The 26,452-nt window shown below is 38.3% G+C and carries 15 protein-coding genes; 12 read left to right on the top strand and 3 right to left on the bottom strand.

Annotation, left to right across the window (positions count from 1 at the left end; genetic code table 11):
- Positions 1-18 precede the first annotated feature (18 nt).
- From AC59IL_RS28140 to AC59IL_RS28115, 6 genes are all read left to right on the top strand, one after another.
- Complete coding sequence (locus tag AC59IL_RS28140; RefSeq protein ID WP_496555563.1) at positions 19-4,521, top strand: DUF6443 domain-containing protein; 4,503 nt, start codon at positions 19-21, stop codon at positions 4,519-4,521.
- Between the two features lie 23 nt (positions 4,522-4,544).
- Complete coding sequence (locus tag AC59IL_RS28135; protein ID WP_496555562.1) at positions 4,545-5,009, top strand: hypothetical protein; 465 nt, start codon at positions 4,545-4,547, stop codon at positions 5,007-5,009.
- Positions 5,010-5,896: 887 nt separating this feature from the next.
- Positions 5,897-7,372: a hypothetical protein gene (locus AC59IL_RS28130; RefSeq protein WP_496555561.1), complete on the top strand. Its 1,476-nt coding sequence runs from the start codon at positions 5,897-5,899 to the stop codon at positions 7,370-7,372.
- A gap of 27 nt (positions 7,373-7,399) precedes the next feature.
- On the top strand, positions 7,400-11,635 hold the full coding sequence (locus tag AC59IL_RS28125) for a hypothetical protein (RefSeq protein WP_496555560.1): 4,236 nt from the start codon (positions 7,400-7,402) through the stop codon (positions 11,633-11,635).
- Positions 11,636-12,004: 369 nt separating this feature from the next.
- Complete coding sequence (locus AC59IL_RS28120; protein ID WP_496555559.1) at positions 12,005-16,483, top strand: DUF6443 domain-containing protein; 4,479 nt, start codon at positions 12,005-12,007, stop codon at positions 16,481-16,483.
- 11 nt (positions 16,484-16,494) lie between these two features.
- The gene (locus AC59IL_RS28115; protein ID WP_496555558.1) at positions 16,495-16,986 is read left to right on the top strand and encodes a hypothetical protein; all 492 of its coding nucleotides are present in this window, start codon (positions 16,495-16,497) and stop codon (positions 16,984-16,986) included.
- A 155-nt stretch (positions 16,987-17,141) separates the two neighbouring features.
- Here the strand turns inward: AC59IL_RS28115 and purH are convergent, their stop codons facing one another.
- Together purH and AC59IL_RS28105 are read right to left on the bottom strand one after the other, a co-directional pair.
- Complete coding sequence (gene purH / locus AC59IL_RS28110; RefSeq protein WP_496555557.1) at positions 17,142-18,689, bottom strand: bifunctional phosphoribosylaminoimidazolecarboxamide formyltransferase/IMP cyclohydrolase; 1,548 nt, start codon at positions 18,687-18,689, stop codon at positions 17,142-17,144.
- Between the two features lie 151 nt (positions 18,690-18,840).
- Positions 18,841-20,937, bottom strand: a complete 2,097-nt coding sequence (locus AC59IL_RS28105) for a ComEC/Rec2 family competence protein (RefSeq protein WP_496555556.1) — start codon at positions 20,935-20,937, stop codon at positions 18,841-18,843.
- Here AC59IL_RS28105 and AC59IL_RS28100 point away from each other — a divergent pair.
- From AC59IL_RS28100 to AC59IL_RS28085, 4 genes are all read left to right on the top strand, one after another.
- Positions 20,929-21,057, top strand: a complete 129-nt coding sequence (locus tag AC59IL_RS28100) for a hypothetical protein (RefSeq protein ID WP_496555555.1) — start codon at positions 20,929-20,931, stop codon at positions 21,055-21,057. The genes AC59IL_RS28105 and AC59IL_RS28100 overlap by 9 nt on opposite strands.
- Before the next feature lie 450 nt (positions 21,058-21,507).
- Positions 21,508-22,002 carry a hypothetical protein gene (locus tag AC59IL_RS28095; protein WP_496555554.1) on the top strand — a complete coding sequence of 165 codons (495 nt, stop codon included), beginning with the start codon at positions 21,508-21,510 and terminating at the stop codon, positions 22,000-22,002.
- Positions 22,003-22,102: 100 nt separating this feature from the next.
- Positions 22,103-22,756 carry a hypothetical protein gene (locus AC59IL_RS28090; protein WP_496555553.1) on the top strand — a complete coding sequence of 218 codons (654 nt, stop codon included), beginning with the start codon at positions 22,103-22,105 and terminating at the stop codon, positions 22,754-22,756.
- Positions 22,757-22,840: 84 nt separating this feature from the next.
- Complete coding sequence (locus AC59IL_RS28085) at positions 22,841-23,515, top strand: hypothetical protein (protein ID WP_496555552.1); 675 nt, start codon at positions 22,841-22,843, stop codon at positions 23,513-23,515.
- Between the two features lie 351 nt (positions 23,516-23,866).
- Here AC59IL_RS28085 and AC59IL_RS28080 read toward each other — a convergent pair whose 3' ends face one another.
- The gene (locus AC59IL_RS28080) at positions 23,867-24,040 is read right to left on the bottom strand and encodes a hypothetical protein (RefSeq protein WP_496555551.1); all 174 of its coding nucleotides are present in this window, start codon (positions 24,038-24,040) and stop codon (positions 23,867-23,869) included.
- A gap of 296 nt (positions 24,041-24,336) precedes the next feature.
- Here AC59IL_RS28080 and AC59IL_RS28075 point away from each other — a divergent pair, with 296 nt between their 5' ends.
- Positions 24,337-24,834 carry a hypothetical protein gene (locus tag AC59IL_RS28075; protein WP_496555550.1) on the top strand — a complete coding sequence of 166 codons (498 nt, stop codon included), beginning with the start codon at positions 24,337-24,339 and terminating at the stop codon, positions 24,832-24,834.
- An 11-nt stretch (positions 24,835-24,845) separates the two neighbouring features.
- Entirely contained in the window at positions 24,846-25,502 is a 657-nt protein-coding gene (locus AC59IL_RS28070) for a hypothetical protein (RefSeq protein ID WP_496555549.1), read from the top strand.
- The last annotated feature ends 950 nt before the right edge of the window (positions 25,503-26,452 follow it).

The following is a 26,452-nucleotide window of genomic DNA, read 5'->3' as shown; positions in this document are numbered from 1 at the left end:
ATTCCCAAAACTCACAGTATGCAAAAACAGCGTATCATATACTTTATCCCAGTCCTTTTTTTAACAATGGCAGGTTTTCCGGCTCGCAGCCAGGATGCTACACCTGTTGTTCCTGCAGCTTATTCATCTTCAACACCGGTCAATTATGTAAGAACCTGGGACGCTGCTGCACCTGAGCAAAATCCCAATGCACTCATTAGCAGAAACCTTCGGGATGTAAAGCAAGCCACGCAGTATGTTGATGGGTTGGGGCGGCCGTTGCAAACTGTAGTGAAACAAGGTTCTTATCCAACCGGTGACAGTGCTGTGGATTTGATCAGCCCTGTTGTGTATGATGAATTTGGAAGGGAAATAAGAAAATACCTGCCTTTTGCAGCCAATACTAAGGGTGGAAATACATCAGTTTCAGATGGCCTTTTCAAACTGAACCCCTTTCAGCAGCAGCAATATTTTTATAGTGATAGCAATACGAACAGCCCGGTAAAAGGCCAGGGAGAAACTTTCTATTACGGTAAAACGGAATTTGAACCGTCCCCGTTAAACAGGGTCGATAGAACCTATGCTCCGGGAAATAATTGGGTGAGTCTGGGCAAAGGCATGAAAATGAAATATTATTTGAACGCGGCAACTGATTCAGTAAGAATATGGAGTGTTACTGATGGTGCTATAGGTAGCTTCAGCACGTATGCCAGCAGCGGCATGTATGCAGCCGGCCTTCTGTATAAAAATATAATGGTAGATGAAAAGGATAACCAGGTAATTGAATTTAAAGATAAGGAAGGGAAAGTTATCTTAAAAAAGGTGCAATTGACTGCAACCGCAGATGATGGAAGCGGTCGGGGGCATACAGGCTGGCTATGCACTTATTATATTTACAATGATCTCGGTGACCTCAGCTGCGTAATTCAACCCCGGGGAGTTGAGCTGATTGCTTCTACGTGGTCATTAACGGATGCAACAATTTTAGCCGAACAATGCTTCCGCTATGAATACGACAGCCGTAACCGCATGATCATAAAAAAAGTACCCGGTGCGGGTGAGGTATATATGGTATATGATACCCGCGACAGGCTGGTGATGACGCAGGACGCCAACTTACGTGCTATCAATACCTGGCTGGTTACGTTATATGAAAATAGTTTGAACCGTCCCGTACAAACCGGTAAGTTGTTAAACACCTGGAACAACAAAACATTCACACAGCACCTCACAGATGCCGCTGTTAGTAGCGCTTATCCTTTTGATGCTTCTTCCACGCCGTCTACCACCTACTGGGAATATCTTACTAAAACAGGTTATGATGATTATACCACCATTCCTGCTGCCAGTTTGCTAAGCAGCTCATTTGACACTTCAAACAGCACTATTTTCTTTAGCACATATAACGCCTCGCCCGATTATGCTCAGGCACTGACAGCCAGTGCACAAACCCGTGGGCTGGTAACCTGGACCGAAACCAAAGTATTGAATACATCTACGTATTTGTACACGGTTAATATTTATGATGATAAAGGCAGGTTAATACAGGTAAAAAGTAAAAACGTAACAGGTGGTGCCGATGTAATCACTACGCAATACAACTGGAGCGGCCAGCCGCTGATTATGGTGCAAAAACAGGTGAACAACACTATTTCCCAAACCAGTACCATAGTTACCAAAATGAATTATGACGATCTTGGCCGGTTGGTTAAAACCGAAAAGAAAGTGGGTAACCGTTCGGTAAATAGTGGTGCCCTGCCATCTGCATACACCACAGTTGCACAAAATGATTATGATGCGCTGGGTCAGTTAAAGAAAAAACAAATCGGCAATAAACCGGGTGCTGCGGCCGGAACGGCCCTCGCCAAATTAGAATATGAATACAATATCCGGGGCTGGTTACTTTCGGTGAATAAAGATTATATCAGCAATAGTACCAACAGCGACCAGTATTTTGCCATGCAGTTGGGGTACGATAAAGACGGATATGCCAGCTTTCCCAACAAACAATATAATGGTAATATTGGTGGAATGATCTGGAAAAGCGAAGGCGATCAGCAAAAAAGAAAATATGACTTTGCCTATGATGCGGTGAATCGCCTTACAGGTGCCGACTTTAACCAAAGCACCGGAGGAACCACCTTCGATAAATCGGCTTTAATAGATTTTAGTGTAAGCAATCTTACCTACGATGCAAACGGTAATATTGTAACTATGTGGCAGCAGGGCTTTAAGGTGGGCGGCAGCAACTATATAGATAAACTTAACTATCATTATATAACCAACTCTAATAAACTCCTGAATGTAATTGACTCAGTAAATGATGCACAAACAAAAATGGGCGACTTCCGCACTTCCACGCTGCACCCTAACAGCGGAAATAAAACAAACCTTACTGTCGACTACAGCTACGATGTCAACGGCAATTTGATAAAAGACCTGAATAAAGATATGGTAAGTTATAGCGGCGGTGATGGTATTGCATACAATCACCTGAACTTGCCGCAGACCATTACAGTAAAAAAAGATAGTAGCAGCAATAAAGGAACGATCACTTATACCTATGACGCGTCAGGTAACAAATTGAAAAAAACTACAACAGAAACCAGTGCTACGGTAGCATATAATGGCAGTAACTATACCAGCGATATCACTACCATTACTACGTATCTGGGTGGGCTGGTCTACGAAAGTAAATCGTACAGTAACACTTCATTATCGGCACTTCAGTATAGCGATATATTGCAGTTCATTGCACACGAAGAAGGTCGCATACGGTTTGCAAAAGCCACTACAGCCACCTGTACGGTTATGCCCGACAGACTGATATATGACTATTTTATCAAAGACCATTTGGGCAATACCAGAATGGTGCTCACTGAGCAAAACGAGCCGGTATGTTATCCTACGCTAAGCTTTGAAGGCGCTGTGGGCAGCACAGAAATTCAAAATCAGGATAATACCTGGGAAAATAAAACCGGTCAGAGCATTAATGTAAACAGTGTGCGCACTACCCGGCCCGGTAGTTTTGGTACCAGCAGTACGAATGGCAGTTATGTTCAGTTAGTGCGCAAAAGCACAGGCGCTATAGGAGCTGCCAAACTATTAAAAGTAATGGCCGGCGATCGTATCCATACCAGTGTTGATTACTATTACACAGTGGCCAGCGCCAATAACACCGGTGCCAGCGGCATCACCAGTTTGGTAACCAATTTTATGAGTGCTATTGGCGGCAGTGCCGCAGTATCCGGAATATTAAAAGACGGCGCTACTACTATTACAAGTGCATTAAATAGCAATTCGGTATTAACTGGTCTGCTGAATACCGCCAACAATACCAGCGGTACCAACCAAGCGCCCAAAGCGTATTTAAACATTATATTTTTTGATGATCAGTTTAAGTTTGATCAGGTGGCCAGCACGGTGGTACCCGTGGCCTACACACCAGGTGTAAAAGGAACGATAAATAAAATGGCGGCCAATGCCATTACCGCCAAAAAAAGCGGTTATGTATATGTTTATTTCAGTAATGAGAGCGATGAATTGGTATATTTTGATAATTTTATGCTTACACACGAGGCAGGGCCCATTATGGAAGAAACGCATTATTATCCGTTTGGGTTAACGATGGCAGGGATAAGTTCAAGAGCGATTGGCAAACTGAATAATAAGTATGAATATAACGGAAAAGAAAAGCAGGAGAAGGAGTTTAGTGATGGTAGTGGTTTGGAGTGGTACGATTATGGGGCAAGGATGTATGACCAACAAATCGGACGCTTCAATCAAGTTGACCCGAAGGCTGATTTGATGCGTAGGCACTCACCTTACAACTTTGCATTCGACAATCCAATCAGATTTATTGACCCTGATGGAATGGGACCTCAGGATATTGTATTGGGTAAAAATACTGTAGCTAAAAGAAACCTTAATCAAACTGAAATTAATACTTTGATGGGAGGATTACGAGGTATGACAGATGATAAACTCCGGTACAATCCAGAAACCAAACAGGTTGAAATTGAATCTAAAGGTAGTGGCAGTAAGAAAGAAGGTACAGCTTTAATTAGAAGATTAATCAATAGTGATAAAGCGCTTACTATAAATATAGCAACAGAGACCAAGAATGGACAAACATATGGAATGACCGGAGGTGCCACTGGTGCAACGAATGGCGATAAACAAAATGAATCTAATGGCAAGGGAACAGATGTTTCTACGGATATAGGATCAACACATCCAATATACACAGAAACATCAGGTGGCGCAGTGAAAGAAGAGACATTGTCGGTTGGTGATTTGCTTAACCACGAATTAGTGCATGCAGATGCCCAAATGAACGGGGAATCAATAGAAGGTGGGAAGACAAATAATGTTTATTCAACACCAGGAGGCTCATATGAAAAGGAAACGATTACAAAAGAAGACGCTGCTACGATAGGAATAATCCAAAGACCATCTGCTAAAGGAATAAAATATACGTACGAGAATAATTTGAGATATGAACAGGGTAAAACAAAAAGATTAAATTACTATAAGTATTAATGATTTAACTACAATTTTTTAAAATGAAAAAGTTATTTTATATATTATTTTTCTTCTTGACATTTAGCTCATGCAAAGAAGGGGTTAACAAAAATGAACAGCATTATAATGTTCGAAGTGATATAAGATTAGGTACAAAATTCTATTCGATATTTTTAAATGAAGAAGGTGATGCATATGTAATTAGAGGGCATGGTTCTTATTATACTGCCATATTAAGAATTGAATCTTCTGATACCAGCAAAGTCTTTAAATTGGATTCAGCTAAAATATTTTTTGAAGTCTTGGATAAAATTAAGATTAATCCTATAATAAAAGCAAATCGTACTGGCACAGCACAAAGAGCAGAAGTATATTATGACAATCAAAAAGTTTATGATTCTTATGCATGGGATGAAACATTCTGGAATTTATTTAGGCCCATCATGGAACAAATACCAAAAGGGTTTAATCCTTTTCGTGCAAACGACAAACCATTTGAAAATTGATTAAATATTAATTGCAAAGGAATGTATCAAAAATAAACGAAAGGATTGAGAATCGCTAAATGACTACCTGTTTCCATCAGGTACCCGAATAAAAAGAGGCTGACTCATACCTTTGACAGCCTCTTGATTTTTGATGTGCCATGCATGCCACCATTTCAAAGGGTGAAAGTCCAAGGTAGGTCAGCTAACGGAAAGAACAATCCGAAGTGACATTTTAATAAGATGAAAAATATATTATTATTATTATTAAGTCTGTTAAGTTTTATTTCGGGTAGAGCTCAGGATAATTCCAAGCAAAAAAGTATTATCATTGAATTTTTGTTTTCAACAAAAAGTGCGGAACTGAGGCGAATTTGTACCATGGTTTGTTAAGTGTGCTTTTAAATTCAATATTTAAAATTTGTAGTATACAAATTGACACTCAAAAAATAACTCAATAACTGCGGGTGGTCATTTGAACTTATCTAACTGAAAGTTGGATTAGTTGTCAAAGCGTTAATCCACACATTAATCCTAGTTAAGAGTAAGAAATAAGGCATATTCATTCCCATCTGGCACAACTTCATATTAGGCACCGACCCACAGTTTAAAGGCTGGCGTGAGTTGTTTGAGATATTTATGAAAGAAACAGCGTACTTGGATGCGTATTATGATAAAGTGTGGGGCGGTTACTCTATAATGAATAATCTCCAAATAACTCCGGGTAAAAAAACATAAAATCATGTGTTTTTTCTCCTTGATAAATTTTTACCTCGTATCATCTTTGTTATAACATTGCTAAATATAATGCGAATTTGGCGTGTATGGATTACTGATAAGTAGCGTTAGTAATGTGGGTATTTAATATAACTGACCGATTCCCGATTACTTATTACCAAAATACCTTGATGCAACCAAAACCTTTGCTTGTCCTGATTATTAGCCTTGTCCTGTTCCATTGTACCCGGGCCCAGGATTCATCTTCTCCTTACAATAGAGTATTTTCCGCTCCGGATAAATTATTCAGTTCCATCAACAAAAAAACGGATGACTTTAGTGATAAACTGGTAAAACAAACCAACCGGTATCTTACCCGCCTTGCCAAAAAAGAACAAAGGTTAAAAGAAAAGCTTTGGCGAACCGACTCCGTAAAGGCTCAGGCTATTTTTGGTGATCCGCAGCAAACCTACGCTGCTTTACAGTCAAAACTCAAAGATGGCACAGGCAAATTGGATAGATTCAGCAACGTGTATAACGGTCATCTTGATTCGATGAGCACTGCCCTTAAATTCCTGGAAGAAAGCAAATTGCTGGCACAGTCACCTGCAACACAGGCTAAGTATAAACAAACCTTGGAACAATACGCAGGGTTACAGAGCAAGTTGAATGGCGCCGATGCGATAGAAAAAACGCTGCAGGAACGGCAAACTTATTTAAAAGAACAGCTCCAACAACTGGGTCTCACCAAACAGTTCCGTAAATATCAGCAGGACCTGTATTATTATAAAGCGCAGGTGCAGGAATACAAAAACACCTTTGATGATCCGGCAGCAATAGAAGAAAAAGCATTATCGCTGTTAAGGGATGTGCCGGCTTTTAAAAATTTCTTTGCCCGCTATTCTGAATTGGGCGGTTTATTCCGCCTGCCCGGCAGTGATGCCGGCGCCGGCAGTGCGCCAATTGCCGGCTTGCAAACAAGAGACATGTTGCAGCAAAGCATGGTTCAACAATTTGGCAGTGCCGAAGCCATGCAACGGGCAGCGCAACAGGGAATGAATGAGGCACAGGCACAGCTAAAGCAGTTAAAAGATAAACTTCTTAACTCCCCCTCCACCGGAGGGGGGCGGGGGGAGGCCAACACCCCTGACTTTAAACCCAACAATCAAAGAACAAAAACTTTCTGGAACAGGCTTGAATATGGCTCCAACTTTCAAACGGCGCAGTCCAATTATTTCTTTCCCACTACTACCGACCTCGGTTTGTCGGTAGGTTATAAGCTAAATGATAAAAGTACCATAGGTATAGGCGCCAGTTATAAAATGGGCTGGGGTAAGGATGTAAGGCATATCGCGTTTACTACCCAGGGCATGGGAATTAGGTCATACCTCGATGTAAAGCTCAAAGGCAGCTTTTATGCTAGTGGTGGATTTGAATATAATTACCAGCCATTATTGCTTGCAGTATCAAACTCCCCCTCCACCGGAGGGGGCAGGGGGGAGGCCTCTGCCTGGACGCAGAGCGGGTTGATGGGAGTGAGTAAGGTAGTTTCTATTAAGAGCAACTTTTTTAAAAAAACGAAAGTTCAGTTGCTGTGGGATTTTTTGAGTTACCAGCAGGTGCCACGAACGCAGCCTGTGAAGTTTAGGGTAGCATATAATTTTTGATATACATATATTTTCAACAAACCCTTTTTGGATAAAATAAAAGGAACAGATATTATGGAAAAGAGTCCTTTGCTTTTATTTGTATTTACAGTATTAACTTCTTTGAAGAGTTTTTCACAGGATAACACATCTTTATACAATAAAAAACCTGTCATTGCCTCTCCTAATGCTGCAGCTTTAGACAAATATGTAGAGTTTCCTATTGGTAATTATACCGGTACTATAGATATCTCTATTCCCATACATGAGATAAAAACCAAAAGTGTGACTGTTCCTGTTTCACTCTCCTATCACAGTGGAGGAATAAAGGTGGATGAAGTTTCAACAGATATTGGAATCGGATGGTCACTCTTTGCAGGAGGGTCCATAAGCATACAACCCAATGGTTTAATGGACGAAATGTCACGTTATCCATTTAGGGATACGATGTATTTTTCTAAAATAAAAAATTTGAATTTTCCTCAAACACTGTTTGGTGGAGGTACTATAGATTGCGGTACAGCATTAATATATTCAGATCCTTTATCAGATCCATATACGTTATATACCTTTTTTAAAGACGTTATTCAGGAAAATGCTGATGCTGAGCCAGACCTTTATTCTTTCAATTTTTTAGGCCGGTCAGGCCGTTTTTTTCAGGATGAGAATGGCGTATTTCGTACTATACCATACTCCGAAATAAAAATCGAAAGAATTACTGAAAATAATTTCCCCGCTGGATATAAAATTACTGATGAGAATGGGAACCTGTTTGAGTTTCGGATACTCGAAAAAGGGTATGAACACATTTCCGGTAATCCCTATTTTCCAATAACAAGAAATGCTTTCTCATATTACATATCAAAGATAGTGACTATAGAAGGAGAGGTGATTGAGTTTAATTATTCCCCTGAATATAATTATTCTTACGATTTGCAAAAATCAAGTTCACGGGCCAGCACATCTCCGTTAACCAGTTGCTGGCAATATAACCAACAGGGAGAGTATGCTTATTTTAGTGAAACCACTTCTTTAATGGCTGTACTTGGTCGTCGGATAGAATCAATAAAAGCATCTGATGGAACATTGATTAAATTCTTTTATTCAACTAATGATAGAACTGATTTGCCAGGAACAAAGGCATTGGAATCGATAGAGGTTTGGGACTATTTATTTAAAAATAAAAGAATAAAAGAATTTATATTAAACCAAAACTACTCTACTGGTAGGCTAACCTTAAACAGTATACAAAGAACTGGTGAACCGCCCACAGTTTTTAATTACAATAGTGTATTGCCAGCTCGTTTATCGTATTCACAGGATCATTTTGGGTATGCAAATAATGGCAATAACACAACATTGTTGCCAAAGGATGAGTATAACGAATTTTGGGAGGGGGCCGATCGTTCTGTGGATTCAAATTTTACACAGTTGGGTATGCTCACTAAAATAATTCATCCTACAGGTGGGCAAACCGAATTTTTTTATGAACCAAACTGGTATTATATTCCTTATGCAACAACAACGTACCCTAAAAAAATTGGTGCTTCTATTCAATCCCTGCCAAATACCACAAGATCACTAACTTTTAATATTCCGGCAAATGCTGAAAGAATTAGAATTAACTGTAATGATACCTATGATGGCTCTGTTATTCACAATGATTACTGCATCATACATCTGACAGGCTCTAATAGTTATTCTCGGGATTTTATGGGCACGGGGAGTATTGCATTGCCTTCTCTTTTAGCCGGACAATATACCCTTTCGATTGAAAATGTTGGTTCAACATATTCTGCTGATGCATTAATGTTTTGGTTTGAGAAAACAGATCTACCTCCGCATAATGAAGTCGGTGGAGGTGTTCGTATAAAGCAAATTAGGAAATCTGATAATATAGGGGGAGCTGTGATGGTAAAAAACTTTTTCTATAATGAAGGTGGTACAAATTTGTCAAGTGGAGTAGCTACCTGGGAACCTATGTATTTAAAATATACCGATCATCATGTAAATGGTAATAATGATTGTAATATAACTGCTTGTCAATATTTAGAGCAAAGCTCAAATAGCATTACGCCTTTAACCTTTTCGAACGGCAATTTTGTTTCTTATAAAGAAGTTACAACATATTCAAAGGATATTACACAAAGTGGTTATTCTAACTATAAATATATATCAGATTATGGGGGCACTAATGCATATATCCCAACCTTTCCATACGGACCAAGAATTCTTTTCGACTGGACAAATGGAAGCTTATTAGAGCAAACCGACTATGTTTATTCAAATAATCAGTTCAGAGCTATTAGGAAAAAGAAAAATTATTACAATTATAATTTTTTTTCACCCCCAACAGCAGCCACTCCATTTTTGTTTAAAACCTACGGGGCTAAAATTGCAGTTCAAGAACCTCCTTTTATCTGCTGGGGCCCCTGCGCCTCCGGGCAGTCACAGATTAATACTTTTTATAGCAGTTTGTATTTTGGTGTACAACAATATACGTTATATTCTTCATGGCATCGCATTGATAAAACTGACGAAATTAATTATGGGGATGAAGTTGATTCAATTATAAATACAACAAACTATTATTACGACAATCCCAATAGTATACAGTCTACACGAATAGAAACGATAAACAGTAAAGGTGAAGCCCTGATTCAAAAATTTAAATATGCCAACGATTATTCGTCTTTTGGATTTGTTGCCGATTTAAAATCAAAAAATGTTATAGCACGACCTGTTGAAAAATATGTGCTTAAAAAGAAAGGCAGCAATCAATTTGTAGTGAACGGACAAATCGAAACCTATAAAACAGGTTCAGTTTTACCTGATAAAATATATTTTTTAGAAAGTGCTGAACCTATAGCTATAAGTGCATTTAATGAAACAAACATGAATGCCTCCGGAAGCCTTTCTATGGACAATCAATATAGGGAGAGACTTTCCTTTAATAGTTATAATAATATTGGAAATCTTACAGAGTTACAAAAGAAAAACGATGGCCCTGTTAGTTATATCTGGGATTATGCTTCAGTTAAACCGATTGCAGAGGTGGTAAACGGAAGTTTTGGATCAATTGCATATACTTCTTTTGAAGCAGATGGAACAGGTAACTGGAATATTAACAACAGTACACGAAGCGCTGGTGGTATAACCGGTATGCAATGCTATCAACTTTCTAATGGGTTTATTTCTAAAAATGATATAAGTCCATCAGTTGAATATATTGTTTCCTATTGGAGTACTGGCGGGGCATGCTCAATAATCGGAAATACAGGAACACCTATTCAAGGTAAAAGTGTAATTATTGACAGTATACTGTGGACGTATTATCAACATCTGATAACAGGGGTATCAGGAACAACTGTTTCGGGCAGTGGAAAAATTGATGAATTACGTCTATATCCAAAAGGTGCAGAGATGACAACATACACGTATGCACCCTTAATTGGAATGACCAGTTCTTGCAATTTCCGTAATAGTATAGTTTATTATGAATATGATGAATTAAGTCGGTTACTAAGAATTCGTGATGATGATAAAAACATTATAAAGCAGTTTAATTATCAGTATCAGGTTATCGATAATAATGTCCCACAATGGAAAATAACTGGTAATACACGTTGTAAGCCTTGTAGTCAGAGCACATCATATAATACCAATATAAAACAACAGGAAGAAAAGAATATTAATCCGAACAGTAACGATAGTACAAGATGGATAGATATTGGAATAAGTTCGGAATGTGTAATTCAACCAGATTGGCGAAATACTTCTTCTCCTCTTCGCTGCAAAATTGTAAATGGAGCAAATACAGGTGAGCGTGAACAGGAACAATTCGACGTAAATCCATGCAGTTCTTCTGGCTATCGATGGGTGGTTGTTGACCAGAATTGCACTACATGTCCCAGGCCCGAAAGCTGGCAGGCCACGGGAAATTATCGTTGTGTTCTAAATGCTAACGGTAATAATACAGGTGAACAACAGACTGAACTTATTAATGTAACCGCATGCAATCCATCTTCAACGTTGAAATGGGTGAGTGTAGGTACAAACCTCAATGCCTGTCCTTTGCCTTGTTCCCCGGTATGTAGTTCACCAAGCCAAAAATGTATTGGCGGTCATTGCGAGAATGGTACAAAAGTTTGCACTGGTTATTATTTTGATTCGTCTCAGGGAGTCTTCATTAATTTCTACCATTATGAATTTAGTGATGGAACCTGGTCAAATGATTTTTCTGAAACCGGATATTGTGATTGCGAGTTTATTAATTGTATTTAAAAATAATTTATATGAAGATGCTAATATTTGCAATGTTGCTGATATTTCTTTCAAGTACTAAAATATTTTCTCAAAGTAATGCTGAACATCTCGCAGAGAGAATTGCACTTAAAATGAGAGATTCACTAAACTTAACTGAAGAACAAAAGAATCGTATTTATTCAATCAATATGGGGTTGCATAATCAAAAAATGATAATACGACGACAATATAGTAATCCCGATTCTCTGAGGTATTACATTCAGCGAATTGAAAGTACCAGGGATTCTATTTATAAAACGGTTTTAAACGTTGACCAGGTGATATTATATCGGCAAAAAAAAAGGTACCTGGTAAATAATCAATAATTCAATATCCAAAACTCACAGTATGCAAAACCAGCGTATCAAATACTTTATCCCAATTCTGTTTTTAACAATGGCAGGTTTTCCGGCTCGCAGCCAGGATGCCACACCTGTTGTATCTTCAGCTTACACATCTTCAACACCGGTAAATTATATAAGAACCTGGGATGCTACTGCACCTGAGCAAAATCCCAATACATTCATCTCCCGAAATCTGCGTGATGTAAAGCAAACGACGCTGTATATAGATGGGTTGGGGCGGCCGGTGCAAACTGTAGTGAAACAAGGTTCTTATCCAACCGGTGGCAGTGCTGTTGATTTGGTTAGTCCAGTAGTTTACGATGAATTTGGAAGGGAAATAAGAAATTACCTGCCCTTTGCAGCCAATACTAAGGGTGGAAATACATCTGTTTCAGATGGACTTTTCAAACTGAACCCGTTTCAGCAGCAGCAATATTTTTATAGTGATAGCAATACGAACAGCCCGGTAAAAGGCCAGGGAGAAACTTTCTATTATGGTAAAACAGAATTTGAACCGTCTCCGTTAAACAGGGTCGATAGAACATATGCTCCGGGAAATAATTGGGTGAGCCTGGGCAAAGGCATGAAAATGAAATATTATTTGAACACGGCAACTGATTCAGTAAGAATATGGAATGTTACTGATGGCGCCACAGGTAGTTTCAGCACTTATGCCAGCAGCGGTATGTATGCAACAGGGCTTCTGTATAAAAATATAATGGTCGACGAAAAGGATAACCAGATTATTGAATTTAAAGATAAGAACGGTAAAGTTGTCTTAAAAAAAGTACAACTGACTGCAACGGCAGATGATGGAAACGGCCGGGGTCATACAGGCTGGCTATGTACTTATTATATTTACAATGATCTCGGTAACCTTAGCTGTGTTATTCAACCACTGGGAGTTGAACTGATTGCTTCTACGTGGTCATTAACAGATGCAACGATTTTAGCTGAACAATGTTTCCGCTATGAATACGACAGCCGTAACCGCATGATTATTAAAAAAGTACCAGGCGCCGGAGAAGTATATTTGGTATACGACACACGCGACAGGCTGGTGATGACGCAGGATGCTAATCTGCGTAACAGTAACACCTGGATGGTTACGTTATATGAAAATAACCTGAACCGTCCCTTACAAACCGGCAAGTTGTTAAACACTTATAACAATAAAACATTCACCCAGCACCTCACAGATGCCGCTGCTAGTACCGCTTATCCGTTTGATGCTTCTTCCACCCCATCCACCACCTACTGGGAATATCTTACCAAAACAGGTTATGATGATTATAACACCATTCCCGCTGCCAGTTTGCTGAATAGCACATTTGATAATTCAAGCAGCACTATTTTTTTTAGTACATATAATGCCTCGCCCGATTATGCTCAGGCGCTTATTGCCAGTACACAAACTAGGGGGCTGGTAACATGGACCGAAACCAAAGTATTGAATACCTCTACCTATTTGTACACGGTTAATATCTATGATGATAAAGGCAGGTTAATACAGGTAAAAAGCAAAAATGTAACGGGCGGCGCCGATGTAGCCACTACGCAATACAACTGGAGCGGCCAGCCGCTGATTATGGTGCAAATACAGGTGAACAACACTATTTCCCAAACCAGCACCATCGTTACCAAAATGAATTATGACGATCTTGGCCGGTTGGTTAAAACCGAAAAGAAAGTGGGTAACAGTTCGGTAAATAGTAATGCCCTGCCATCTGCATACACTACAATTGCACAACATGAATATGATGCATTGGGGCAATTAAAGAAAAAACAAATCGGCAATAAACCGGGTGCTGCTGCCGGAACGGCCCTCGCCAAATTAGAATATGAATACAATATCCGGGGCTGGTTACTGTCGGTGAATAAAGATTATATCAGCAATAGTACCAACAGCGACCAGTATTTTGCCATGCAGCTGGGGTACGATAAAGACGGATATGCCAGCTTCCCCAACAAACAATATAATGGCAATATTGGCGGAATGATCTGGAAAAGCGAAGGCGACCAGCAAAAAAGAAAATATGACTTTGCCTATGATGCGGTGAATCGCCTTACAGGTGCCGACTTTAACCAGAGCACCGGCGGAACCACCTTCGATAAATCGGCTTTAATAGATTTTAGTGTAAGCAATCTTACCTACGATGCCAACGGTAATATTGTAACTATGTGGCAACAGGGCTTCAAGGTAGGTGGCAGCAACTATATAGATAAACTTAACTATCATTATATAACCAACTCTAATAAACTCCTGAATGTAATTGACTCAGTAAATGATGCGCAAACAAAAATGGGCGACTTCCGCACTTCCACGCTGCACCCTAACAGCGGAAATAAAACAAACCTTACTGTCGATTACAGCTACGATGTCAACGGTAATATGGTGAAAGACCTGAATAAAGATATGGTAAGTTACAGTGGCGGTGATGGTATTAGCTATAATCACCTGAACCTGCCTCAGGCCATTACAGTAAAAAAAGATGGTAGCAGCAATAAAGGAACGATCACTTATACCTATGATGCGGCAGGTAACAAATTGGAAAAAACTACAATCGAAACCAGTGCCACGGTAGCATATAATGGCAGCAATTACCCCAGCGATATCACTACAACTACTACCTATCTGGGTGGGCTGGTCTACGAAAGTAAATCATACAGTAACACTTCATTGTCGTCACTTCAGTACAGCGATGTATTGCAGTTCATTGCACACGAAGAAGGTCGCATACGGTTTGTAAAAGCCACTACGGCTACTTGTACGGTTATGCCGGATAGACTGATCTATGATTATTTTATCAAAGACCATTTAGGCAATACCCGGATGGTGCTTACTGAGCAAAACGAGCCGGTATGTTATCCTACGCTAAGCTTTGAAGGCGCTGTTGGCAGCACCGAAATTCAAAACCAGGATAATACCTGGGAAAACAAAACTGGTCAGAGTATTAATGTGAACAGTGTGCGCACTACCCGGCCCGGTAGTTTTGGTACCAGCAGTACGAATGGCAGCTATTCTCTGCTGGTGCGCAAAAGCACCGGCGCTATAGGTGCTGCCAAACTATTAAAAGTGATGGCCGGAGACCGTATCCATACCAGTGTCGACTACTACTACGCAGTGACCAGCGCCAATAACACCGGTGCCAGCGGCATCACCAGTTTGGTAACCAATTTTTTGAGTGCTATTGGCGGCAGCGCCGCAGTATCCGGCGTATTAAAAGACGGGGCTACTACCATTACAAGCGCATTAAACAGCAATTCGGTATTAAGTGGTTTGTTAAATACCGCTAACAATACCAGCGGCGCCAATCAGGCGCCCAAAGCGTATTTAAATATTATATTTTTTGATGATCAGTTTAAGTTTGATCAGGTAGCCAGTACGGTGGTGCCCGTGGCATACACACCAGGTGTAAAAGGAACGATCAATAAAATGGCAGTCAATGCCGTTACTGCCAAAAAAAGCGGTTATGTATATGTTTATTTCAGTAATGAAAGCGATGAATTGGTATATTTTGATAACTTTATGCTTACTCATGAAGCAGGAGTAATACTGGAGGAAACACATTATTATCCGTTTGGGCTGACGATGGCAGGAATAAGTTCAAGAGCGATCAACAAATTGGATAATAAATATGAGTATAATGGAAAAGAAAAACAGGAAAAAGAGTTTAATGATGGTAGCGGGTTGGAGTGGTACGATTATGGGGCAAGAATGTATGATGCCCAGATTGGGAGGTGGCATATATTAGATCCCAAAGCTGATAAGTATTATGAGCTTTCTCCATATTGCTATGTTGCAAATAATCCGATAATTCATATCGATCCTGATGGGAAGGAAATAATTGTTGTTCGGTATCACAATCAATATGCAACAGGAGGGATTGCCCAAACAGCATTAAATTCAAGAGAACCGGTGCTGAGAGATGTTCCAAAATCTGTCCATGATTTAGGTGTCACCGGAATAATGGGTGGACTTGCTGGCGTAACATACCAGCGTAATAAAAACGGCAAATATGATGTTAAGCTTTTTGTAGGTGAATTTATTAATTCTAATCTCGCGCCTGGTCAAATATTAGATAATAAAAACCCTGGGCTTTCAAAAGAAGTTTCGTCGCACGAAGAAGGACACGGTGATCAGCTTGAAGATGCATTTAAATCTAAGATAGAAGTAGGAAGTGGTATTTCGGTTAGTAAGGATGGGAAAACTACAGAAATTAAACTGAGCGGTACAATCGATAATATATTAGATCAGGCTTCAAGCGAATATGATAAGTTAAAAAGTAGTAATCCATCTGCTGTAAATAAAATAAAAAAAGAAGATTATATTAAAGGTGTATTTAATAAAGCCTTAATTGAAGTAAATAAAAAAATGACCGGCGATAAAGAAACAGATGCAAATAAGCGCGCTGAAAAAAAACTTGGAGGGAAAAATAATATGCCATATACAAACGGAGTACTGCCAATAAGGCTTCAATAAAACAATCAGTTATGTATATTCGATACTTAAAACTATTTTATTTAATTATTATATCTGTTTTTTTTTCATGCAAATCTATTAGTAATAAAAGGGTTATAGAGAAAAAAGATACAGTAATAACAAGTTTAACTGATAGCTCAATATTAAACTCAAAGGGAAAATCAGCCTTAGATTTGTTTATTGAGAGTTATGCAGATTCAATTAATCGCGCAGAAATAGTAAAGAAATTGCCGGATTTTTTAGAAGACTCGCAATTTGATTATAATAATTCTGGTATTTGGTCGCCCAGCCATCATCCATTGCCACTTCGTTATATGATTATTAATAAAGTTAATAGTTGTATTGCATTAAGGTTGCTTTTAGGTAGTGGTAATCCTAATTATAAAATAAAGCCTCATAAATACCATGATATTGACGTTGAATATTCAGATATGTCTTTTTTTCAGCTCTCACAAATAAGATATAAAGAATTAAGGTGCTTGGAACAAGAAAAAAGAGAGTGACCCTAAACTGAATTTTGCGCAATAATTCCTCCTTAAGCAAGATTAAGCAAAAAATAAGGTATATTAAAAAACGAAACAGGTTCCACGTTTCATAGGCCTGCACCTTGAAACCTGGAACCTGTAACTGCAAACCGGCAACCGGCAACCAGTAACTATTAGTGCTTAAAATGCCTCATCCCTGTCATCACCATAGCCAACTGATGTTGCTGGCAGTATTCAATGGAGTCTTTATCGCGCACTGAACCGCCCGGTTGTATAAAGGCTGTGATACCTGCTTCGTGGCCCAGTTGCACACAGTCGTTGAACGGGAAAAAGGCATCGCTGGCCAGTACGGCGCCATTCAAATCGAACTTAAACTGACGGGCTTTTTCCAACGCCTGACGCAGCGCATCAACACGACTGGTCTGTCCGCATCCCTTGCCAATAAGTTGTTTATTTTTTATAAGAGCAATGGCATTCGACTTAAGGTGTTTACAAACCAGATTTGCGAATGCCAGATCGGCTTTTTCGGCAGCAGTGGTTTCACGTCCGCCTACTTCTTTCCATTCAATATAATTGCCTCTATCTTCTCCCTGGGCCAGCACGCCGTTCAGCACCGATTTATATTGTTCTTTACGTGTTGCAAATGCTTTTTGCTGTAACAGTATGCGGTTCTTTTTCGATTTTAAAACGACTAAAGCATCATCAGCAAAAGAGGGTGCAATCAGCACTTCGAAAAATATTTCATTGATGGCATCGGCTGTAGCCTTATCAATTGTTCCATTGCAAACCAGCACGCCGCCAAAAGCACTTTCAGGGTCTCCGGCAAGCGCCAGGTCCCAGGCTGCTTTAACCGAGCCGGCTGCTGCGATGCCGCAAACGTTGGTGTGTTTAATAATACCAAACACAATTCCGTGCGACTCCTGACCGCCACCAGCTGCGGGGCCACCCGAAAATTCATTGATCAACTGTACGGCAGCATCAACATCAACGAGGTTATTATATGAAAGCTCTTTGCCGTTCAGCTGATCGAACAACTTTGTTAAATCGCCATAAAACACACCGGTCTGGTGTGGGTTTTCGCCATAACGCATGGTTTTGGGATCGGGGATCGATTCAAGAAAGTACAATGCATTTTCGGGGTTGAAATATTTGGCAATAGCTACATCATAATGTGCTACAATTTGAAATGCCTTGGCTGCAAAAGCGCGGCGTTGTTCAAGAGTGGTTTCGCCATTTTGTGCAGTTAATAGATCGGCCAGTACCTGGTAGTCGGTTTTGGCTGCTAAAACAACCACATCTTTGAAGTTTTTGGCAGCGCCACGTATCATGGATGGTCCGCCGATATCGATTTTTTCGATAATTAATTTTTCTTCCGATGTGCTTGCTACGGTTTCTTCAAAAGGATACAGGTCAACAATAACCAGGTCAATTTCAGGAATATTGTATTGTTTCATTTCCTGAACGTCGGTATCCAGGTCTCTGCGGCCCAAAATACCACCAAATACCGAAGGATGCAGTGTTTTAACGCGTCCGCCCAAAATTGAAGGATACGTTGTTAATTGCTCCACCGGAACTACGGGTATACCCAGTTTTTCTATAAAAGATTGAGTACCACCGGTTGAGTAAATTGTAATGCCCTGTTTATGCAGCACGTTTACGAGCGTTTCAAGTCCATCTTTGTAAAACACCGAAATAAGTGCGCTCTGTATCTTTTTGGTCATAGATCTATATTGAGTAGTGAGTGTTGTCGTTATCAATGGTCAATACGCTAAACGCCGAGCGCTTAATGCGTAACGCCGATTCACTTTGCTTTAAGCGTTGTGCATTCAGCTTTAAGCCTTGCGCCTTTTCCATTGAGGGCGCAAAGGTAGGTTAATACACATTTAAAACAAAGGCGCCCTGATCGGCTACCGAAAAGTAGGGGATGCCCAGCCGGCTGCATTCCTGCTGCCATTTGGCAACCTTCCATACGGGGTTTGAAGGGTCAAAAACGAACCTGCGGCAGGTAAAAACATCGGCTAATCCGGTGATTGTAACGGATGGGTTTTTAGAAAGAACGATGCAGTCAATGGCAATTTTCGGGGCCGTTGGGGCAAGCTGGTATGGCTGGTCAACCACCATAAAAGTTGAATGGCCTAACCGGAAAAAATTTTTCCATACCAGTAAATTTCCCGGGTTATTACGGTTGTTTACGCGGTGCAGCAACCGGCAGGGCTGCAGGTAAAAATTTTGAATAAAAGGGTCTTGTGCAATAGCAGAATCCCCTTTAAAATAATAGTGTTGTCCTGCAATAACGTCAATGGCGCTGTGCCGCGGAATGTTATAAACGATAATTTTTTGCTGTTGTGAAGCACTCCATAAGGCAGCTGTTCTCAGCAGGGTGATCATAAATAAAGAAGCTATTGCCAGGTAAGCACCCGTTTTGTTTTTATGTAGTAGCCACCAGGCGGTTGCACTGATGCATGTATAAACGAAAATGAGTTCGGTAAAACTAATTTGTAAGCCAGTAGATATTGCAAATGGTATTTTGTTCACCCCTTCAATAAAATTATTCAGCCATAAAATTAGGTAGTGTGTTAAATAGCCGATAACGCTTGCTATAACAGGGATAAAGCCTGCAGTACATAACAGTATTGTGCAAATGATAATGAGGCTCGATGCGGGAACAGCAACCAGATTAGCGATCAAAAACAAATTCGGGAACTGATGAAAATGGTATATCGATACCGGTACGGTTAATACCTGCGCAGCCAGTGTTACAGCGGTTGACTTCCATAAAAAATCAACTATTTTATTTTGAATAAAAAGAAGATGATAAATAGGCTTAAAGAAAATTCCCAAACTTAATACCGCTGCATAAGACAGTTGAAAACCTGCATCCCACAACCAGAAAGGATTATAGCAAAGCAATAAAAAAGCTGAGGCTGCCAGACTGTTATAGAGCGATGTTTTGCGGTTCATGCCGGCGCCAAGTACAACGCAGGTAAACATCACTGCCGAGCGCAGTACCGAAGGCGAAGCGCCCGCCATAAAACTGAATGCCCACAAGCCGGTAATGATAAAAACAGGCTGCAGAAAGCGCAACGATTTTCGCCTGGTAAGCGGCCGTATGATAAGGCCAAGCAGCCAGTAAATTAAAGCGAGGTGTAACCCTGAAATGGCAATGATGTGAACCACCCCGGTACCGGCATATGATTGAACCAGCTCTTTATCAAGATCGTCTTTATAGCCGATCAGCATTGCTTCAGCAAGGCCTGCTTCTTTTTTGCCAGTGATGTATTTTTTTAAAATGGCAACAATTTTTTCTCTTGTGGATAAAACACATTTCCTAAACAGGTTTTCATTTTTTATTTTGAGGGCCATATATTCTCCCTGCTTAAGGTATGACTGGTATACTATACCCTGAAAGGTGCAATAACGCTGATAATCAAAGCTGCCAGGATTGCCTGTGTTTTTAACCGGCTGTAACGCTTTAAATAATATCAACTGATTGCCATATTGCAAATGTGGAGTTGCGCTGTCTTTTTGGAAATAAAGAAGAATTTTTCCACAGGCATTGTGTGAGGTATTGTTGAACAATACTGCCTGAACCGAAGCCACCGTTTTAAACGATTGGTTCTTTTCGGTTAGTGGTTCTTCAATAGTTACAAGCACCGCATTTCCCGAAGCGTATTGCGTAGTAATACAGCCTGGTTGATGGCGAACATCTTTGTAATAAAATAGTAACAATCCGGTTGCGAATAGCATTATATGCAAAAAGGCGCCATGCAGCCATTGGGCATGGTATTGGTGTGGTAACCGGGTAAAAGTAAAAAGCCGGCCGGCGAGTATGCTAACAGTAAAAAGCAACCATATACCAACAATAGGCAATGGATAGTAACATTGGCAAATGATGCCGAAAAGGAAAGGAATTAAAAGCCTGATAAAAGGAGCTTCTTTCCATATTGGTAAAACAGGTGTATGCAACATACAGGAGCGTTAGTAGCGGGCTGTGGATCGGGAACCGGTGGTGGTGGTGAAGAAAACAAACTACCTACTTTATCAAAAAAGGACAAGGCTAATGGTAAAAAGATAAAGCAGGTAGTTTGAAAAAGGAAATTCTGTTTGCAGAATAAAATTTCCTCAAGAGGATTTGTAGGATAACAAAAGCCTTGAGGAAATCTGTCGGCGGGTTTTCACAGGACTATTGGACTTTTTAAAACGGGATGATAGCAACTCTCCATGTCTAATTTCTGATAAAAACCGGATACATACTACAAATGCCCGATTTATTATATACGGTTTTTATACGGGTAATAAACGGCCCAAACACCCCCGTAAAAAAACGGGGTATTTGGGTATTTTTTTAACGGTATTTGACCCCCTCATTTAACGGTATTTGCACCGTCTTTTTCACGTAGCTCGTTGAACTGCTTCACTTTATAAATAAAAGTAATTTGTAATTAGTTGACTAACACCTAATTATAGCCGAAGTTGTCCGAAGTTCGGCAATTACTTTTACATCGACAACACAATCACTTATTTCAAAACTCACGAGCTATGACTACAATGACTACAATTGAAAAAAAATCCTTACGCGTAGGAAAATACGTAGATACGAACCATGTTGATACTGTAATCAGAAATTATAAACAGGAGAGATGGGTGCATAATTCAGAGCGTCTGGGCAAAGAAGATTCAAGAAGTGCCTGGTATAGCATTGAGGAATTGGAAGGATTCATTGAAAAGGTTAAGGAGCAGGGTGGCAATGGTATCAGATTATATTTTGGCGCCTATTCGAATGACCATGTTGAAACACCCGCTTTTGCCGGCCTCCAAACCATTATTATGGTGGCATCGAAAGCAAAAAGATCGGCTACCGGTCTAACCAACAAGGATATTTATATTAATACAGAAAAAGGTACCACTATATTAGCTTATGGGGATGGCGCAGTATGTCCTCCCTTTTACTGTCCCGGAACGGATTCCGACGGTTGGGGTGGTATTGGTACCACATTAATCGACAGGGGTGATGACGGCATGGTAGTAGTATAAATAAATAAAAAACCAGGATTATAAAAAACCTTCGGAAAACCGGAGGTTTTTTTATTTTAATTCTCTATAATGCAAAACCTTATTATTTACTTTGCGGGTGATGAAGTTACCCTTATATAATTATTTTTTAATTGCCAGTTTACTGGCAGGGGTAGCAGTTTATTTTCAAAATAATACCCCCCGGTATTTAAAAATATTTCCGTTTTTTCTTTTATTTACAGTAGGTGTTGAATATTTCGGATTAATCCTGGCAAGCATTACGGGAAGTAATACAATTCTGTATAACTTTTATACTATCATTCAATTTGGTTTTTTCTTTTTAGTTCTGAGAGAAATTATATCCAACCCTAAAGTCAAAAAACTAATACTTATTATTATAGCTTTTTTTGTTTTGCTGTCTTTAGTCAATGTTTTTTTTATACAAAAATTAAAGGATTGGAATTCGTTTAGTTATTCATTTGGCAGCTTAGCAACAGTTGCAATGATAATATATTATTTCTATGAATTATTTAAGCAGCCTAAGTCAACGAATTTAACAAGAGAGCCTGCATTTTGGATTTGCTCGGGATTGTTATTCTTTCTTTGTTGCAGTTTCCCAATTTTCGGACTTATTAATTTTTTGAAGAAGTCACCAAGAATTATTATTAAAAATTTGCAGTCTATATTAACTCTTATTAATATTTCATTATATTTATTGTTTACGATTGCTTTTCTTTGTCGTATCAGGTTCAATAAAGCAGTTAAAAAAGCATAAAAATAACTTGAGATTGTTTGCGACTATACCTTTCTATTTCTGTTTTACATGTATAGTTGTTTACTGACCTGATAACAGTTTTATATGGCTGAGCTTTTAGTTAATTTAGTTACGGTTTTTGAATTTTTGAGCTTTTTAGCTTCACTAATTATTTATTTAAAAAAGAATCCACCACTTTTTTTAAAATTCTTTCCCGTATTTCTATTAATAACAGTTATAGTTGAAGTGACTGCAACCATGTTGAGGCTAAATAAAATGTCGGTTAAGCCATTATACAATTTTTTTTCTGTTTTTGAATTTGAATTTTATTTTTTCGTTCTTTATCATTCAATCCAAAACAGGCGAATAAAACAAATTATTTTCTATACTGGCATTTTATATCCTGCGATTGCGATTATAAATATTTTTTACCAAAAAATTAAAGCATTCCACTCCTTTACCTATAGCCTTGGTGCTATATTAATAGTTTGCTTTTGTATATATTCTCTTTATGAACTGTTAAAAAATACTGTTTCCCAAAAAGTAAAACGTGAACCGGCTTTCTGGATTTATTTTGGTTTGTTGCTTTTTTATAGTTGCACTTTACCAATATGGGCTTCTATTAATTTTTTACATGGTAACCGATTTGAAATAACGATATATGCTATTATTTCGGGTGTTACAAATTATTTATTGTACTCTTCATTTATAATAGCCTTTTTATGCTTCTTTAAACTCAACAAAGCAGAAAATCGTATAAACATTCCAGAATCAGTTTAACTCTAACCTGCCTATGTTGTTCAACGTTTACCTTGGGTTACTTTTTATTTGTTTTATTACAGGGCTAACTGTTTATTATAACCGTCAAGCGCCCTTATATTTAAAGCTTTTCCCTTGGTTTCTTTTTATAACATGGATAGTTGAAATAATCGGAAGATATTGGATACATACTTGGGGGAATAATAATGCTGTTTATAATTTTTATTCCATCCTGGAATTTACTTTCCTTGTTTTTCTTATTTATAACTGTATACAAAATAAACGAATCAGGCGTGTGATCGTTTATGCAGTGTGCATTTATCTTCCGGCTATGCTGGCAAACATTTTTTTTATTCAGGGGATTCATCATTTTCATACAATCACTTTTTTACCAGGAGCTGTTTTGTTAATTTTATTTAGTGCCTGGCGTTTATATGAACTCTTTTTTAAAAGCTCCGCTAAAGTGCCATTTAAAGAACCATCTTTTTGGATTGCATCCGGCATAATGTTATTTCGTAGTTGCACCGCTCCTTTATTTTTAGCCAATGAATTTGGGAATCAGTTTACAAAGAAAGAGTTATTGTTATTAAACCAGTTTATGCTTGCCATTAATCTGGTTTACTATTCTATGTTTACTATTGCCTTTTTATGCAGCGTCAATATACGGAAGACAAAATTATCTTAATAGTATGGAACTTCTCAACAGATTAATAACGGTATTTGAATTTCTAAGCTTTTTAGCTTCATTAACTCTTTACCTTAAAAAGAATTATTACTTAAGATACTTTCCGGTTTTTCTTTTAATAACCCTTATTGTTGAAATCATCGGCAACATTTTGCGGATGAAAAGAATAAATAATTTGATGATGTATAATTTCTTTGGTGTTTTTGAATTTATATTTTACCTGTTTGTCTTTTATCATATAATTCAAAATAAACGTGTAAAGCAAATTATACTCTTTGCTGTTATATTGTATCCGATAGTTGCTGTGCTAAATATTTGTTTGCAAAAGAAAGGCATATTCCTGTATAGTACATATTGTCCCGGCGCTATATTGGTTGTTGGTGTATCTGTATATTATCTATATGAATTATTTAAAAAACTGGTCACCAGTAATCCTGCTGCTGACCCGGTATTCTGGATTTGTCTTGGCTTGTTGCTTTTTTATAGTTGTACATTACCTTTATTTGGCTATTATAATTTTCTTCAGTTTACTGATAAAAATGAAAAGTGGGTGTTTGCTTTAATTTTAAGTATTACAAATTATATATTGTATACCTGCTTTACAATTGCCTTTTTATGTAACCTTAAATATCCGGGTAACAGAAATGCTTATTAATTTAATGTAGTATGAGAGCGGCATATTTTATTTTTATTAGTATTGCATTTTTATGCTCTTTAACTGTTTATACAAGCAGGTCTAAAGCTTTATATTTAAAACTCTTCCCTCCTTTCCTGTTAATAACAATAATTGCAAACATTATTGCCTACTATATGGCTGTAAAAATAAAAACCAATCATCCGGTTTATAATGTTTATAATGCTTTGGAGTTTATGTTTTATTTTTTTGTGCTTTATCAAATGATCAGTAATAAAATTGCGAGAACCTTTATTTTAATTATAAGTTTTTCTTTTATAACAGCAGAAGTAATAAATATTTATTTACATGGCATTGGAATGTTCCATTCTTATGCATATCTCCTGGGTTCTGTACTTATTGTTTTATGTTGTTTTTATTTTTTCTTTGAATTTATGAAATTGCCTCGTGCCCAGTCCCTGGTTTATTATCCTGATTTCTGGATAGTTTGTGGGATATTAACATTATATGCCGGGGCTTTACCTCTTTTTGGGGCAGCTAATTTTATTAAATATTTTTCGCCCTTTATTATAAAAATGTTTAGCGTATTATTAATGGTAGTAAATTATGTAGAGTATTTATTATTTTCTATATCTTTTTTAATAAGAATCAGAACTCTCAAAAATTCACTTGTCGGCTGGAATGATTAAATTTTTTGATACCCTGGATCCCTTAAATATTTTGTATGCTTTTTTATATATACCTTATTGTACTATTTACTTGTTTTATTATTGGCATTGTGACCAATTATTTTTTAAAGGCGGTACCGTTATATTTAAAGATTTTTCCCTGGTTTATCTTTCTTACACTTCTTATAGAAATATCCGGAGCATACCTGTCTTTTAAATATGGCCGCAATCATTACCTGTTCAACGTATTTCATATACTTGAATTTTTATTTTTTGGGTATATTTTTTATCAGATGTCCTGGAAAACCAGTATTAAAAGGGCAATTATATATTCAGGTTGTTTTTATTTAAGTATAACGCTGATAAGTTTTTTCATTCAGCCGATACGTGTTTTTCACAACTGGTCATTTTTTGTGGGGGCTTTTTTGCTGGTTTTTATCAGCGGGTGGTATTTGTTTGAATTTTTTAAGGAATCCCAATCAAATCCATTCAGGCATCCTTCTTTTTGGATCGCTTGCGGCATACTATTTTTCTATAGTTCTGCTATCCCTATACATTTGTTTTTAAATTTAATGAGAAATTTTACAAAGCTTGAATTGAAAAAGATGGGTAACATTTTGTTACTGATCAATATTATCTATTATTGCTTATTCTCAGTGGGTTTTGTTTGCCGGTTTAATTGCCCACGCGCATTTAATCTCGCAGGTCAGGAAAAATAGGAAGTGTTATAGATTCCTCAACTGCCTGGTGTAAGCTGTTTATCGTTTTGCTACGCTCAACTGCCATTAATCTGATATATAGCCCTTTATTTATATTTGCTATATCTTAATCCTAAATGGCGGTACCAAATGATCTACATTTTATTTCTGATCTATCTTTCTACATTATTAATTGCTTCCGTTACAGGAGTCTTGGCCACCTTATTTAGGTAACCATTCGGTTCTCGACACTGCCGAAGCGATTGTATAAGC

The sequence above is a fragment of the Niastella sp. sgz303648 genome, from assembly GCF_059587045.1.
This window is presented reverse-complemented; position numbering and strand designations above follow the sequence as displayed.